This is a genomic window from Litorerythrobacter xanthomarinus (genome assembly GCF_046254955.1).
In the GTDB taxonomy this organism is placed as follows: Bacteria; Pseudomonadota; Alphaproteobacteria; order Sphingomonadales; family Sphingomonadaceae; genus Qipengyuania_C.
On record NZ_JBJXRG010000001.1, the window covers coordinates 1,259,958 to 1,274,453 of the forward strand.

Below are 14,496 nucleotides of genomic sequence, written 5' to 3' on the forward strand. Positions count from 1 at the left end.
AGGCCCGTCGTCCCTATCGCGGTGCGATTCTGCGTCCCTGAACTCTGTCCTCGCTCTAGAATCTCATGTTCACGCTGCCCCCGACGATATAGCTTTCCTCTACCCCGAAATTCCCTTCAGATTCGTAACGACCGAAGATGGCCAGTTCGCCCATCCTGGAAATCGGAGCGGCATAGAGTGCTTCGCCCACCACGCGGCGCTTGGTTTCGATGTTGAATTCATGGACTTTTTCGCCCAGCTCGCCAGTCTGGCGATCGACAACGGTCAAGCTGCGCAATTCGACCGAGCCCGACTCGATTTTCAGCGGCTGGGCAACCGAGACGCGCAAGGCGTCATGGCTGCCAAACAGGCCCTGTTTCCCGACCGTGATCTGAGCCGCAGTGCTCAGCGAGCGGTTCAAAGAATTGATGGCGTTGCCATCTGCCGTGGCAGTAAGGCCGCCCGTGGCCGAAGCATCAAAAGTGAGACCCCGTCCCAGGTCGACCGATGCCGAAAGCGTAACGGCATCAGTGCGCGATCCCGAACCGAGCAGTGCGCTCGAATTGGTCTGGACACCCAACAGTGCGTTGTCTTCGCGCAGGCGGGTCCACTGGGCACCCAGCGTGACGTTCTTGGCGGCGCGGTGTTCGATGTCGAACGTCAGCGCATCAGCGGTGTGCGCATCGCGGCCAAACAGGGTGGCGAGGTCAAGCTGAGTCAATCCCTTGATCTCGTCATGGCTCTGACGGTTTTCGGAAAAACCGAGGCCAATCGTCGTACGTAGCCCCAGTTTGTAGTTCGCTTTGGCAAATGCCTCACCCGAAGCAAATCCCAGTACCGGATTCACGCCCCCGCTATTGCGGTCAAAATCCTGCATGCGCCCAAAGTTGCCGCCGGCGATCGCCATGGCTCCCTGGCCGTGGCCCAGTGTCAGCGAAACGGTCGCGCTGGGATCACTCAGCGTTGCAGCCGTGTGAATCGGCTGCATCGAGCCGGTTTCGGTATATTGCGGAAGGATGGCATCATAGGTCAGCGCCCAGCCGCTTGAGAATTTCGAATTGGTCGAGCGGATTTGCGAGAAGCCGGCCACGCCGTCACCATTGCTGTCGGTCCCGCCACTGAGAATCCACTGCGAGAAACGCTCGGCGACGAATTCCTGCATGTATTCCCTGCCGCCTTGCAGCCCGGCGTACTGTCGTCCCTGCGCTGCCGTCGACATCGGGACGAGGAAGTCACGGAAAGTGGTCCCGATATCTTCGTAGATATCAAACCAGACGTCGTCACTTTCCCACCAATTCGGGATACCCGAAGTAATGAGCTCGGATGCGGAAATATTGTAAGAGCGGTACATTCGACCTCTCTTTTGGTAGAGCACGAAACGCATCGTGTTGAAATCCAGCGGCGCCTGCGACGCGGTGACGTCCAACATTCCCCAGCCATAGACAGGATCCGGGCCTGGTGCGCCAAGATCGCGCGCCGAGCGGAAGATGATCTCGGTCGTTTCCTGCGGTTTGGAAGTCAGCCAAGGCCAGCGGTCATGCAGCAGCGAGATCGCACCCGAAACCAGCGGAGCGGCAAAAGACGTGCCAGAACTGCGCGTTAGGCCGCCCATGCCATCCGAAGTCAGCAGCATCTCGCCGGGAGCGACGACGGTCCGCAGGTACAGTTCGTTGCCTTCGTGGCATACGCCATTGTCGAGCAGGCATGTGCTGCCCGGTTGGTTCGAGAAGTATGAGATTTCGCCCATCGGATTGACCGATCCGACGAAAATGACCGCTGTCTCGTTACGGAAGTCCCACTCTACGTCAGTCAACTGGACGATTCCGTCATTGCCCGCGGCAACGACATAGACGGTCGACATGTTGTGCGCGGCTACGGCCGGGCGAGAGAACACTTCTGCCAGGCCTGGTGCCAGCATCCAGCCGGGCTCACCAAGCGACAGATTGATGACGCTCGCGCGGACATTCTGACCCAGCACATTGTTCAAGGCGGAATTGTTATTCGACTTGAGCGAGAGAATGCCTGTCGCAACGTCATCCCACGTTGCCGACCCGGTCGCATCAAATGGATTGAAAGCGGTGATGGTGGTGTTGGGCGCGATGCCCATAACGCCTTCACCGTCATGCGCGGCTGCAATCAGGCTGGCGACTGCTGCGCCGTGGCCGTTGAGGCCAGCAGTATCTCCGCCTGACCACACAAGATTATCAGCCAGGTCCGGATCTGCCGAGAAGTTCGCATCGATGATGCCGATAACCGCGTCAGCGCCAGCACCCTGTTGCTGCGTAACCGCCGGGGTCCAGTTGACCGCACCCATCCAGTGATCGACATGATCGAAACCTGCATAGGTCATGAGTGAATCATGCCAATCCAGGAAGAACAGGTTGCGCTCGACCGCGGTCATGCCTGCGAGCGTCGCCGGATCATTCAGATCTATCCCGTGGCGCGCAAGAACGTCAGCCGCGAAACCTTCTTCGAAAGACAGACCGGTTTCGGCAGTAACAGCGGCGCCCCACTGTGCGTCCGATCGTGCCACCAGGTCATTCAGCATAGCCTGGACCTGAGCGGCGAGCAGCGGATCGCCGGAATTCGCTTCGAGGAGGCTCCAGGTCTCGTTGGTGGCGCTCCAGTGGAGCGAAGTTTCCTGCCAGAATGTTCCGATTGCGGCCAGGTACTCGGCATCGAACGCGCCGATGTTCTTCCAGTTTGCATCGACGTTACCCCAGAATGCGGAGATATCGCCATAGAAAGGGCTGATGTTCTTCCAGAACGCGTTGATGTCACGATAGAAGGGGCTGATGTTCTTCCAGAACGCATTGATGTCGCGGTAGAACGGATCGATGTTGCGATACTGCGGATCGACCGTATCGGCATAGGCGATCACCTCGCTTGATGTGGCCCCATCGAGGCTCTTAGTTGAGAACACAGCGCCACCGACCTCACCTGAGGCGTTGGCTGATGTTTCCTGCGCAGATGCAGTGCTGCCCAGCGACGCCATAATGGCGATAGTCGCTACAGTGGTTGCAAGCTTCTGTTTCATCCCAATCATCCGATCTGCTCGTTTCCATGATCAAGCGCGCACATGCGTTTGATGTCCGAGTATATTGGCGCAGGACCGATTGGAGTTCGGTTCATGGGAGTGGTTAATTTATTAGGAAGTCTGCCGGCTCTGCAGGAAGGAATGTGTCAGATCGCGAAACGCACGAATCTTGGCAGCGTGCGCGCTTCAGCAGTTAAGAACAGGTAAACGCGCAATTCGGGGGTCCAGAACAGTCGAAAAAATATTTCGCGAAAGTTAATCGCGCCGCCCAGATCCGGTGTGGAAATCGCGGTGAAACCGAATCGCCAGTCATCGAGAGATTGGAGGTCGTTGTGGCCGAAATGAGGTGATCCCCGCTCCCGAGACGCGGTGAACAGCTCATCAAAATGGGCGAGATGGGGTGCTTGGTGCGGTCGAGAAGACTCGAACTTCCACGGCCTTTCGGCCACAACGACCTCAACGTTGCGCGTCTACCAGTTCCGCCACGACCGCACATCGCATTGGAGGGCCCTGATCGGCCCATCCGTGGTAGGTGCGCGCCCCTAGCAACAGGGTAGCAGGTCCGCAAGCACTTTGGACCATGTCGGATCAATGCGCGCTTCCCGGCCTGATATCCCCTCCGCTACGTCGGGAATGCGCGCAACCAGGCGCGTGTCTCGCTTGGGGACAGCCTTAACGGTTCGCTTGCAAATATGCTTACCAAAGCGTGAACTGCTTGCATGACCTCAAGCGTTATCGCCTTGATCCTGGCCCAGGCCGCTGCTGCGGCTGAACCGCCGAAGTCGCAGTCGCCGGTTGCGGTAAGTGCAACGGCTTCGGTGCGCATCATCGCCGCGCCGCGTCTCGATTTCGCCTCGCTGCAGGAACTCGCCAACCAAGACGGCGGTGCGGTTACGGTTACCCGCGATGCGCAGGGTACCACCTGGTTCGAATTCACCTGATAGGGATCAGCGCGCCTTAGCGCGGTTTCCAGCCGATCTCTGCGATCGCTGCCGAACGCGGCACGTCCGTCACAGCTTCATTGATCCGCACGCTTTCGCCCGGCGCGAGAGTGCGTTTGGGCGGAGTGACTTCCCAGCTGTAGACGATGCGGTCCCGCCGGTCGCGTAGTACGATCAGGATCGGCGGCACTTCGCGGGTCTCGCGCCCGGTATTGGTCACAGTGCCGCTGGCTCCGAAATACTCGGCCCCGTTTGCCAAGGTCCGGCGGTCCTGCTGCTCGGCCGGGAATTCGAGCTGCAGGTCGGGCTCCTGCAGGGCAAAGGTCGGCCGCTGGATTGGTAGCCAGTCGGGCATTCCCCAATAGCTGACCGCCGCAATCGTCCCCAGCGCCAGAACAGCGAAGACTGCTGCGGCAGCGGTCCAGATCTTGAGCGGGTTACGGCGCGGCTTGAACGGCGGCTCGTAATCGAATCGTGAAGCGTCGTCGTAGCCGTAATCGTCAACCGGCTGTTCGACTACCGGCGGCTCGGGCTCGGGCTCGGGTTCGTCAAAACCGGTAGTTGGCGGGGGAGGAACTTCTTCCTCCTGCGTGGCCGCTTCGGGCTCGTCCACCACTTCGCTTTGTGTCTCCGGAGCTTCCGGAGAAGCGTCAGGTTCTTCGACAGCCGGAGGCGGGGGTGGAGGAGGGGGCGGCGGAGGCGGAACCGCGGCTGCCTTGGCCACCGTTTCGCTTGCAACCACGCCTTCCGCCGAAGCGCCATCCTGGAACCAGCTATGCTTGCATTTGGCGCAGCGCACGGTGCGACCATCCACGCCAATGGCGTTGTCGGGCACGACATAGCGCGTCTGGCAGGCGGGGCAGGCGATGATCATGGCTAGGTTCGGCTTTAGGCATGCGAGAGAATCGCAACAAGGCTTGGACCCCCAGCTAAGGGCGATGAGTGGCTTTTTTCCACACCGAAGGGTCGCTATAGCGGCCCCGACCATGCTCCAGATGCATCTTCCCCACACCAGACTGCATGTTGCGGCATGAGCAGAGAGGCACAGGAAATCGTCTCGTTCGACAATGTCGGCCTGCGATACGGTACCGGCAAGGAAGTGCTGAGCGATGTTTCTTTCACCCTTTATCCGGGCAGTTTCTACTTCCTCACCGGAGCCAGCGGCGCGGGCAAGACCTCGCTTCTGAAGCTGCTGTACCTTGCCCAGCGCCCTTCGCGCGGGATCATTTCGATGTTCGGCAAGGACGTGATCACCATGCCGCGAGAGAGCTTGCCGCGCTTTCGCCGCAAGATCGGTGTGGTGTTCCAGGACTTTCGGCTGGTCGAACACCTGTCTGCATTCGACAATGTGGCGCTACCGCTGCGGGTGGCGGGCGTGCGCGAACGCGATTTGCACCAGCCGGTGTCCGACATGCTCGAATGGGTCGGGCTGGGGCACCGTGCCGATGCGCGTCCGGCGACGCTTTCGGGCGGCGAACAGCAGCGCGTGGCGATTGCACGCGCAGTGATCGGGCGGCCCGACCTGCTGGTGGCCGACGAACCGACCGGCAATGTCGATCCGGAAATGGCGCTCAAGCTGCTGCGCCTGTTCGAAGCGCTCAACCGGCTCGGTACTACTGTGGTCGTCGCTACGCACGATGTGCACCTGCTCAAGCGCGTGCAGTCCTCGCTCATAATGCGACTGGATCGCGGTCGGTTATCCGATCCGACCGGTGCCTTGCGCTATCCGCCTCGCCCAGCGCCGCGCCAAAGCGAAGAGACAGCATCATGAAGGGGCCGCCGGTCCTGGCCCGCGCGGTCGAGCGCGGCCTCAAGCCGTTTCGCGGCGAGCGTGCCTCGCAGCTGGTGCCGCAGGCGCGGCTTTCGGGGCCAATGCCATGGGTCATCGCGATCATGGTCGCACTGACCGCGATAGCGGCGGCGGCAGGATTGGCGCTGGACAATCTGGCCGATCGCGCCCGCGGGGAGCTCGCTGGCGGCGCAACGGTGCAGCTGCTCGAAGCCAATCCGGCCCGGCGTGATGTCGCTGCCAACACTCTATTACGGCTGCTCGAAAGCGATCAGGCGGTTGAGAGCGCCCGGCTCGTACCCGAAGACGAACTGAAGGAACTGATCGAACCCTGGCTCGATCTGGGCGAAGACACGACTGCCACCGTGCCCGTACCCGCACTGATCGATGTGCAGCTTGTTTCGGGCAGCGGCGATGCAGCGGTTGCACAACTCAGGGAGCGGGTGCGGGCAGCAGTTCCGTCTGCCCGGGTTGACGCGCAATCGAGTTGGCTTGCGCCTGTATTCTCGGCGCTGTCATCCTTGCAGTGGATGGCAATTGCGCTGGTTGTGCTTCTGGCACTGACCAGCGTCGCGGCGGTCTGGCTGGCTTCGCGCAATGCGCTTGGGACCAATCGCAAGACCATCGAGATTGTCCACTTGCTCGGCGGCACGGACAAGCAGATCGCGCGGATTTTCCAGCGTTCGATCGCATTCGACGCGGTACTTGGCGGAACCGTGGGGCTTATCCTGGGCCTTGTTGCGGTGGTGGCGCTCGGGGATCGCTTTGCGGCGCTTGAATCGGGTATGGTAGCAGGCGGCGGATTGCGCTTAAGCGACTGGATCCTGCTCGCAGCGATACCTTTTGCTGGCGTTGCCATTGCAATTCTGACAGCCCGGATAACGGTTCTGGCTGCTTTGAGGAGAATGTTGTGATCGGTCGAGTGCTGGCAGCTCTGGTGCTTGTTTGGGCATTCGGCTTCCTGTGGTTCGCCGGGGCGCTCCCCCAGCCCGTCGGGGAAGTGGAGACCGATGCGGTCGTGGTGCCGACAGGGGGAGCCGGGCGGATTGATCGCGGCCTCGAAGTGCTGCGGGACAAGCAGGCTCCGCAGATGCTGGTGACCGGGGTCGATCCCGAAGTGACGCCGGATGAATTCGCCGCCGAGTTTAATGTCCCCACGCGCCTGATGCGCTGCTGCGTGACGCTGGGCTATGCCGCTGTCGACACACGCGGGAATGCTGCCGAAACCACGCTGTGGGTTGTCGACCAGGAAGTTTCCCGCTTGCGCTTGGTGACGACCGATTGGCACATGCGCCGCGCTGCCGCGGAACTCGAAGCAAGCCTGCCGCCCAGCGTAACCGTTGTGCGTGATGCCGTTCCTTCGGAGCCGACGTTTGGAGCGCTGTTCCTCGAATACAACAAGCTGCTGGCCAGCGTGGCGGCACGCCTCTGGCCGGTTTAGGGTTCGACCCATGGCCATCCTTCGCAGCCTAGCCTTCTACATCGCCTTCTACATTGGCACATTCTACTATGTGACCACTTCGCTGATTGCGGTGATATTCAGCCGCGACGCCTTTCGCTCCCAGGTCCACGGCTGGAGCCGCTGGCATCGCCGCTGCGTCACCGGCCTGCTCGGCATCGAACTGAAGATGGAAGGCGCGCCACTCGACGAACCGGTTCTATACGCGGTCAAGCATGAAAGCTTCTTCGAGGCGATCGACACGACCGCGCTGTTCCGGCTGCCTGCGGTGTTCGCCAAGCAGGAGCTGTTCGAGATCCCAGGGTGGGGTAGGACAGCAGCGATATATGGCCTGATCGCGGTCGAACGCGAAGCAGGCGCGCGCGCCTTGCGGGCGATGATTACCGAGGCGCGCAAGCGCGTGTCGCAGGGCCGCCCGCTGGTGATTTTTCCAGAGGGAACGCGCGTTGCTGCCGGAACCACTCCCCCGCTACGGGCCGGGTTCGCCGGGCTTTACAAGCTGGTTGGATTGCCGGTGGTGCCGGTCGCGGTGGATAGCGGCAGGCTCTATCGCCACCTCATCAAGAAGCGCGGCACGATCACCTACAAGTTCGGCGAGCCGATACCGCCCGGCCTCCCGCGCGAAGAGGTCGAGGCTCGGGTCCACGCTGCGATCAATGCGCTCAATGGGTGAGACATCACGCGGATATTCGAATTTCGCTTTACCGTGAAAGCCGTCGTCAACGCTTTGAAATGGCGAAAATGTGTGAAACTCATTGACGATAGAATCTATCTGACAGGTCCTAAAGATAGGACAGTCTACCTAACTATGAGACCCAGATCTGATGATAGTTGAATTCTTTGACAGCATAGGTGACTTTACTGAAGATCGCCAGGTTTTCTTCGAGAGAAAGCGAATTCGGAGCAACGTTTACTGCATTATATTGATAGAGGACAAAATATCTTATCTGGTAAGCTTCAATACGATGCCAATGATCATCGATCACTCAAGTATCGAGAAATTTTTGCAACCTGAATTCCCAGTTGGGTGGCAGATGCGGATCATCGACGATGCTCCCAATAAACTTATTTATCTCGGCTGGCCGGTTGAGAACATCACGGAGCTCGTGGAATCCATCATGTATTTCGATGACAATTTGATGGGTCACATCCAAGTTCTTGAGACCGAGTTTTTTCGCGGAACGCAGGGATGAAGCCATCAATGCGCTCAATGGCTGAGCAGACGGTCACGGTTGTTGCGGTGGCCCGCGACGGGGCGCACAATTTCTCAAAGGAACTTGTCAGCGAGATCGTTCTGCTCGAAGGCCTTGGCGTCGAAGGTGACGCGCATTGCGGCAAGACGGTCAAGCATCGCTCCCGCGTCATGGTCGACCCATCCCAGCCCAACCTGCGCCAGGTGCACTTGATCGCTTCGGAACTATTCAACGAGTTGCAAGAACACGGCTTCGAGATTGCGCCCGCCGGTCTTGGCGAGAATATCACCACCTCCGGGATCGACTTGATCAACCTCCCTCGAGGCGCCTTCCTCGAGTTCGGGAACGAGGCCGAGGTTGAAATCACTGGCCTGCGCAACCCCTGCAAGCAGATCGAAGCCTTCCGCGCCGGTCTGCTCAAGGAGATGGTCGAGCCACGAGCCGACGCGCCGCCAATACTCAAGACCGGTGTGATGGCGGTGGTTCGGAAAGGTGGCACGGTAAAGAAGGGTGACGCAATTGATGTCATTCTTCCTCCCAAACCGCATGAGGCGCTTCAGAGGGTCTAGTGGAGAGCTCGCTTGTCGGGTGCGGTCGGAATGTCTGTCCCGATCCGTACCCAGCAAACTAGCGATCTCCCGCACGTCAGCAAATCGAACATCCGGCATAAGCAATCGGAAGCCTTGATCGAGCAAGGCATTCCGATCACCCTTCGTGCCGCCTACTCAGAATTCGATAACCTTGGCCGATCCATTAATCAGGCATGTGGTGAGAGCCCTGCCGCCCTTGGTAATCACTACCCGACCAATTCCCTCGACTAACTCGCCATTGCGACCGCCAAGGCATGGTTGGTCGACATTGATTGTCTCTTCCGGAATCTGTTCCGGCGCAACATCGACATGACATGTATAGCGGACGCTACCAGAATTAGTCCCAACGTAACGACTATTGCCACCTGTTAAGATTAGGGGTGGCATAAAAGGGCGAAAAAGGAAGATGGCGCAATCTTCGCCAGTGATTACGATTGCAGCGTTCTCGGACTGCGCTTGTGCCGGCGTGGCTGTAACCAAAGATGCTGCAGCTAGGCCCACGGCCGCGATAGTTGAGGTGAAGATTTTCATTTGAGTCCCCTGTCTAAGACGCGAAACTACGTCCAGTCAGCGACCCAAATTGCGACTCTGTTCTTGTTGTGAGACTATCCTGAGCGGAGAAAGCGAAGGTGTCAATCAATCAGCGGAAATGGTCAGGCGGGTGTGCCCTCCTCCCGCACCATTAGCGGAAGGTTACCCTTCATGATCCGAGCGGCCAAAGTCGGGACGCGCGTCGTCCTGGCCCATCTCGATAATGCCGCGCCGGATCGCGCGGGTTTTCGAGAATAGCTCGAACAGCGCATCACCGTCATCGCGGCGGATCGCACGCTGGAGCCGCGTCAGGTCCTCGCTGAACACTTGCAGCATTTCGAGCACCGCATCCTTGTTGCTCAGGAACACATCTCGCCACATGGTCGGGTCGCTCGCAGCGATGCGGGTGAAATCACGGAAACCGCCGGCGGAGTATTTGATGACTTCGCCGCGCGTGACGTCCTCAAGGTCGGACGCAGTGCCGACGATCGTATAGGCAATCAGGTGAGGCAGATGGCTGGTGACGGCTAGCACCAGGTCGTGATGCTCGGCGCTCATGATCTCGACTTCGGCACCGAGCGCTTCCCACAAGGTGCGCAATGCGGCGACGGCCTCCTCCGGTACATCGTCCGGCGGCGTCAGGATGCACCAGCGGTGTTGGAACAACGAGGCAAAGCCCGCATCCGGCCCGCTCTGTTCGGTCCCGGCAACCGGATGGGCGGGTATCACAATATGTTCGGGAAGGGCTGCGGAAATGGCCGCATGGATCGAAGCCTTGCTCGAGCCAACGTCGCTCACGATCGCTTGCCGCGGCAGCGCATCTGCGATCTCGGTCGCGACAGCGCCCATCGCACCGACGGGCACACACATCACCACCAGGTCGGCTTCGGCGACCGCTCCGCTCGCGCTTTCGCAGATCGTGCCGGCAAGTCCGCGCTCTGCGGCGCGGCGCCGCGTCTCGGGATCGGAATCATAGCCGGTGGTTACGATATCCGGGCAATATTCCTTGAGCGCCAGGCCCAGGGAGCCGCCCAGCAGGCCGAGCCCGACAATGGCGACGCGTTTGATAGTCATCCGGCCTGCTCCGCCATCGCCCGAAGAGTGTTCGTGATCTCATCCATCTGTTTGGGCGTTCCGATGGTGATCCTCAATGCTTGCGGTAGCCCCTGACCGGCAAGAGCGCGCACGGCGTAGCCCGCATCGGCAAATCCGGCCAGCGCCGCCTCGGCTCCCAGCGCGCCTTCGAACAGCACCAGCAGGAAATTGGCCTTGCTGGGGATGGCCCTGAGGCCGTGATTGCCCAGCGCCTCCACCTCGGAAGTGAGCTTGTCCAGCCCTTCGGAATTGGCCGCGCGCGATTGCTCGACGAAAGCCTGGTCGCCCAATGCTGCGAGCGCGCCTGCTTGCCCGGACGATGTCACATTGAACGGCCCGCGAATTCGGTTCAGCGCATCGATCAGGTGCGGCGCGCCCGTCGCCCAGCCGATCCGCTCGCCCGCCATGCCATAGATCTTGGAAAACGTGCGAGTGACGAGCACATTCTCGTGGCTTGCGGCAAGCTCCATCCCGCCGTCGTCTTCATGCGGCTTGAGATACTCGGCATAAGCTTGGTCGGCCACGAGCAGCACGTCCTTGGGCAATCCGGCATGCAACCGCGCCAGTTCCCCGCGCGGCATGAATGTACCCGTCGGGTTGTTGGGATTGGCAAGGAAGAGCACGCGCGTGCGCTCGGTCACCGCCGCCAGCAGCGCATCGACATCGCTGGCGTAGTCCTTGTCCGGGGCTTCGACGGGTGTCGCGCCGCAGCGCCGCGCCGCTATGTCGTACACCGTGAAGCTGTAGCGCGAGAACAGCACTTCGTCGCCCGGACCGGCAAAGGCCTGCGCGGCAAGGTTGAGCAGCTCGTCCGATCCCGTGCCGCAGACGACCCGCGCAGGGTCGATCCCGTGCATTTCGCCCAGTGCCTGGCGCAATGTGGCCGATTGCGGATCGGGGTAGCGTGAAGGTGCCCCGGCTTCCTTGCGCATCGCCTCCAGCGCCGCTTCGCTTGTTCCCAGCGGGTTCTCGTTGGCAGACAATTTGACCAGCACGCGGCCATCGTCCGCCTTGGCCTTGCCGGGCACATAGGCATGAATGCCCTCGATCCAGGGCTTGATGACGGGCCGCACTTGCATAACGGCGGCGCGCATAGCGGCTTTACCGCGCCTTGGACAGTATGATTGGCACAGCCGATTGGCGGCAGGGCAGATTGACAGTGCCCCTCCGCTCGCTCAATCAGCCGCCGACAATGAACAGCGCGTCTCCCTCGAACAGCCTCGTGCTGCCGCAGCCGCTGCCGCTCGACAGCGGGGCCGTGCTCGATCGGGTCGAGATTGCCTACGAAACCTATGGCGAGCTGGCCGAGGATCGCTCGAACGTGATCCTTATGTGCCATGCGCTGACAATGGATCAATATGTCGCCAGCCCGCACCCGATCACCGGCAAGCCCGGTTGGTGGGAGCAGTCGGTTGGCCCGGGCAAGGTCGTCGATACCGACAAGTTCCATGTGATCTGCGCGAATGTGATCGGCAGCTGCATGGGCTCGACCGGCCCGGCCAGCGAGGGACCCGATGGCAAGCCTTGGGGTATGCAATTCCCGGTCATCACCATTCGCGACATGGTGCGCGCGCAAGTCGCGATGCTCGATGCGATGGGGATCGAGAAGCTCTATTGCGTGATTGGCGGGTCGATGGGCGGGATGCAGGCGCTGAGCCTTGCGGCCAACTTCCCCGAGCGGACCGAGCGGGTGCTGGCGATCGCTACGACGGCGCGGCATTCGGCGCAGAATATCGCTTTCCACGAAGTGGGACGGCAAGCGATCATGGCCGATCCCAACTGGCGCGGCGGCGACTACTATGCCGATGGCGAAGCGCCGGTCGCCGGCCTTTCGGTGGCGCGGATGGCGGCGCATATTACCTATCTCTCCGAAGAAGGCCTGACCGAGAAGTTCGGTCGCCGCTTCCAGCAGGCACCCGATGGCACGCCGGGTGCAAAGAGCTATGGCTTCGAAGCCGATTTCGAGATCGAAAGCTATTTGCGTTACCAGGGGAGCGGTTTCACCCAGCGCTTCGATGCCAACAGTTATCTCTATATCACCCGCGCGATGGATTATTTCGATCTCGCCGAAGAACACGGCGGCACGCTTGCCGGCGCCTTTGCTCAAAGCAAGGCGCGCTTCTGCGTGATCAGTTTCGATACCGACTGGCTCTATCCCACGGCCGAAAGCCGCCACATTGTCCACGCGCTCAATGCAGCGGGGGCAGCGGTCAGTTTTGTCGAACTTTCCGCGCCATACGGCCATGACAGTTTCTTGCTTGATGTGCCCGCGCTCGACCGGGTCATGAAGGGCTTCCTCGATGGCTGAGCGCGCGAGCAATCTGCGCCCCGACCTCGAGGCGATCCTCAAACGGATCGAGCCGGGCTCACGCGCGCTCGATGTGGGCTGCGGCGATGGCGCACTGCTGGCTGCGCTGGTCGAGGAAAAGCGGGTCGATGCGCGCGGGATCGAGATCGATGCCGAACTGGTCGAACGCTGCGTTGCGCGCGGCTTGTCGGTGGTCCAGGGCGATGCCGATTGCGACCTCACATTCTATCCCGATGGCGCATTCGACTATGCCATCCTTAGCCAGACCTTGCAGACTGCCACCCGCCCCGATCACATGCTGGACGAATTGCTGCGGGTGGGCCGCCGCGCCTTCATCAGCTTCCCCAATTTCGCCTATTGGCGCATGCGCCGGGCGCTGCTTGTCGGTGGGCGTATGCCCGTGACGCGTCACCTGCCGGTGAGCTGGTATGAGACGCAGAACATCCACCATGTGACAGTGCGCGATTTCGAGGAACTGGCTGCGCAGCTCGGCATTTCAATCGACCGCAAATGGTTCTTCACGCGCGAGCGGCCGCTTACAGGGCCGGGAGCCAATTGGCGCGCCGAGTATGCGCTATTTGAAGTCTCAAAATAGGATGGCTGGGCGCCTGTGAGGGATTCATTCAGCTTTGCCGGGATAAGCGTTACGACATGATCAATCCGACATTCTTCTTCGCTGCAATCTTTCTGGCCCAGTCTGCGCCGGCCGCGCCGCAGCTTTCGCTCGAGCAGCAGGCGGCGTTGCGCTGTTCGGCCGCTTTCGCGCTGGTCTCGCATGGGCAGGAAATCGGCAACGCTGATGCAATGCAGTTCCCGAAGCTTGAGGAACGCGGGCGCGAGTTCATGGTGCAGAGCATGGCGAAGCTGATGGACGAAACGGGTCTCGATCGCGACTCGGTCGCCGCATTGCTATCCGCCGAAGCGCAGAGCCTGTTTGATGATGGCCGCATCGTCGAAACCATGCCGGCCTGCCTCGCATTGCTCGACGCGAGCGGAATCTAGCCGTTCACGATCGGGTCAGCGGAGATCCGCTAGCCACAGTCGCACGATTCGATTGTTCGAAAGGGTTCGCTATGCGCCATTCTGTCTCCATTCTTGCGGCTATTGCCATGCTGGCGCCTGTGCCTGCCTTGGCGCAGATAGAAACGGTCGATCCGGACCTTGCGGCAGCGGCCGAGCCGGTCATCGATAGCGAGTCGATCGATCGGCTCGGCGATCCCGAAACCCAGCAGCAACTGGCAACGACAATTGCGACCTTGAGCGAAATCCTGCTCGACCTGCCCTTGGCTCCGCTTGCCAATGCGGTCGCAGATGCAGGTATCGATCTGGCTGAGGAAGTCCCCGAAGATACAACTTTGCGCCAACTTGCTCCCGAGGCCGAGCAGGTGCCAGATCAAATCGCCGAGAATCTTCCGCGCGCCATGACTGCCATGGCATCCATGGCGCAGGGGATCGAAGCGATGATGCCCGCGCTGCGCGACATGGCAGAGCGGATGAAAGACGCCTTGCCGCGCGATATCGCTCCTGAGAGCTGATTTTGCGACGAAAATTGCGCGCTCGGCCTCCTGTTATAT

General features: G+C 60.7%; 16 protein-coding genes and 1 tRNA gene. 11 read left to right on the forward strand and 6 right to left on the reverse strand.

Translation table 11 applies throughout. The features are described 5' to 3' along the window. Positions 1 to 55 precede the first annotated feature (55 nt). Both ACEWMW_RS06375 and ACEWMW_RS06380 read right to left on the reverse strand, forming a co-directional pair. Positions 56 to 3,016, reverse strand: a complete 2,961-nt coding sequence (locus ACEWMW_RS06375; protein ID WP_409413057.1) for a S8 family peptidase — start codon at positions 3,014 to 3,016, stop codon at positions 56 to 58. A 405-nt stretch (positions 3,017 to 3,421) separates the two neighbouring features. Next, a tRNA-Leu gene (locus ACEWMW_RS06380) sits at positions 3,422 to 3,508 on the reverse strand. Positions 3,509 to 3,735: 227 nt separating this feature from the next. On the opposite strand from ACEWMW_RS06380, the gene ACEWMW_RS06385 reads away from it, so the two are divergent. Further along, positions 3,736 to 3,957 carry a hypothetical protein gene (locus ACEWMW_RS06385; RefSeq protein WP_409413058.1) on the forward strand — a complete coding sequence of 74 codons (222 nt, stop codon included), beginning with the start codon at positions 3,736 to 3,738 and terminating at the stop codon, positions 3,955 to 3,957. A gap of 16 nt (positions 3,958 to 3,973) precedes the next feature. On the opposite strand, the gene ACEWMW_RS06390 is transcribed toward ACEWMW_RS06385, so the two are convergent. Further along, complete coding sequence (locus ACEWMW_RS06390; RefSeq protein ID WP_409413059.1) at positions 3,974 to 4,831, reverse strand: MJ0042-type zinc finger domain-containing protein; 858 nt, start codon at positions 4,829 to 4,831, stop codon at positions 3,974 to 3,976. A gap of 156 nt (positions 4,832 to 4,987) precedes the next feature. Here ACEWMW_RS06390 and ftsE point away from each other — a divergent pair, with 156 nt between their 5' ends. The 6 genes from ftsE (at position 4,988) to ACEWMW_RS06420 (ending at position 8,967) form a co-directional block, all read left to right on the forward strand. Beyond that, the gene (gene ftsE / locus ACEWMW_RS06395; protein WP_409413060.1) at positions 4,988 to 5,728 is read left to right on the forward strand and encodes a cell division ATP-binding protein FtsE; all 741 of its coding nucleotides are present in this window, start codon (positions 4,988 to 4,990) and stop codon (positions 5,726 to 5,728) included. Next, positions 5,725 to 6,660: a cell division protein FtsX gene (locus ACEWMW_RS06400; protein ID WP_409413061.1), complete on the forward strand. Its 936-nt coding sequence runs from the start codon at positions 5,725 to 5,727 to the stop codon at positions 6,658 to 6,660. Before ftsE ends, ACEWMW_RS06400 begins: the two co-directional genes overlap by 4 nt. Then, positions 6,657 to 7,187 (forward strand): YdcF family protein, encoded by a 531-nt coding sequence (locus ACEWMW_RS06405; RefSeq protein WP_409413062.1) that lies wholly within the window; start codon positions 6,657 to 6,659, stop codon positions 7,185 to 7,187. The genes ACEWMW_RS06400 and ACEWMW_RS06405 overlap by 4 nt, the downstream gene beginning before the upstream one ends. Positions 7,188 to 7,197: 10 nt before the next feature. Further along, positions 7,198 to 7,878, forward strand: coding sequence for a lysophospholipid acyltransferase family protein (locus ACEWMW_RS06410; protein ID WP_409413063.1), 681 nt, complete (start codon positions 7,198 to 7,200; stop codon positions 7,876 to 7,878). Between the two features lie 292 nt (positions 7,879 to 8,170). After that, positions 8,171 to 8,398: a hypothetical protein gene (locus ACEWMW_RS06415; RefSeq protein ID WP_409413064.1), complete on the forward strand. Its 228-nt coding sequence runs from the start codon at positions 8,171 to 8,173 to the stop codon at positions 8,396 to 8,398. Between the two features lie 17 nt (positions 8,399 to 8,415). Next, positions 8,416 to 8,967 (forward strand): MOSC domain-containing protein, encoded by a 552-nt coding sequence (locus tag ACEWMW_RS06420; RefSeq protein ID WP_409413065.1) that lies wholly within the window; start codon positions 8,416 to 8,418, stop codon positions 8,965 to 8,967. A 156-nt stretch (positions 8,968 to 9,123) separates the two neighbouring features. Here the strand turns inward: ACEWMW_RS06420 and ACEWMW_RS06425 are convergent, their stop codons facing one another. The 3 genes from ACEWMW_RS06425 to hisC all read right to left on the reverse strand — a co-directional run bounded on the left by ACEWMW_RS06425 (position 9,124) and on the right by hisC (position 11,708). Next, entirely contained in the window at positions 9,124 to 9,519 is a 396-nt protein-coding gene (locus ACEWMW_RS06425) for a hypothetical protein (protein WP_409413066.1), read from the reverse strand. Positions 9,520 to 9,681: 162 nt separating this feature from the next. Further along, positions 9,682 to 10,593 carry a prephenate/arogenate dehydrogenase family protein gene (locus ACEWMW_RS06430; protein ID WP_409413067.1) on the reverse strand — a complete coding sequence of 304 codons (912 nt, stop codon included), beginning with the start codon at positions 10,591 to 10,593 and terminating at the stop codon, positions 9,682 to 9,684. Next, complete coding sequence (gene hisC / locus ACEWMW_RS06435; protein WP_409413068.1) at positions 10,590 to 11,708, reverse strand: histidinol-phosphate transaminase; 1,119 nt, start codon at positions 11,706 to 11,708, stop codon at positions 10,590 to 10,592. The genes ACEWMW_RS06430 and hisC overlap by 4 nt, the downstream gene beginning before the upstream one ends. Before the next feature lie 98 nt (positions 11,709 to 11,806). Between hisC and metX the strand changes: the two genes are divergently transcribed. From metX to ACEWMW_RS06455, 4 genes are all read left to right on the forward strand, one after another. Beyond that, positions 11,807 to 12,922 (forward strand): homoserine O-acetyltransferase MetX, encoded by a 1,116-nt coding sequence (gene metX, locus ACEWMW_RS06440; RefSeq protein WP_409413069.1) that lies wholly within the window; start codon positions 11,807 to 11,809, stop codon positions 12,920 to 12,922. Beyond that, a complete protein-coding gene (gene metW / locus ACEWMW_RS06445) occupies positions 12,915 to 13,517 on the forward strand; it encodes a methionine biosynthesis protein MetW (RefSeq protein ID WP_409413070.1) in 603 nt (200 codons plus the stop codon). Before metX ends, metW begins: the two co-directional genes overlap by 8 nt. 56 nt (positions 13,518 to 13,573) lie before the next feature. Further along, the gene (locus ACEWMW_RS06450) at positions 13,574 to 13,924 is read left to right on the forward strand and encodes a hypothetical protein (RefSeq protein ID WP_409413071.1); all 351 of its coding nucleotides are present in this window, start codon (positions 13,574 to 13,576) and stop codon (positions 13,922 to 13,924) included. A gap of 71 nt (positions 13,925 to 13,995) precedes the next feature. Then, positions 13,996 to 14,457, forward strand: a complete 462-nt coding sequence (locus ACEWMW_RS06455; RefSeq protein WP_409413072.1) for a hypothetical protein — start codon at positions 13,996 to 13,998, stop codon at positions 14,455 to 14,457. Positions 14,458 to 14,496 lie beyond the last annotated feature (39 nt).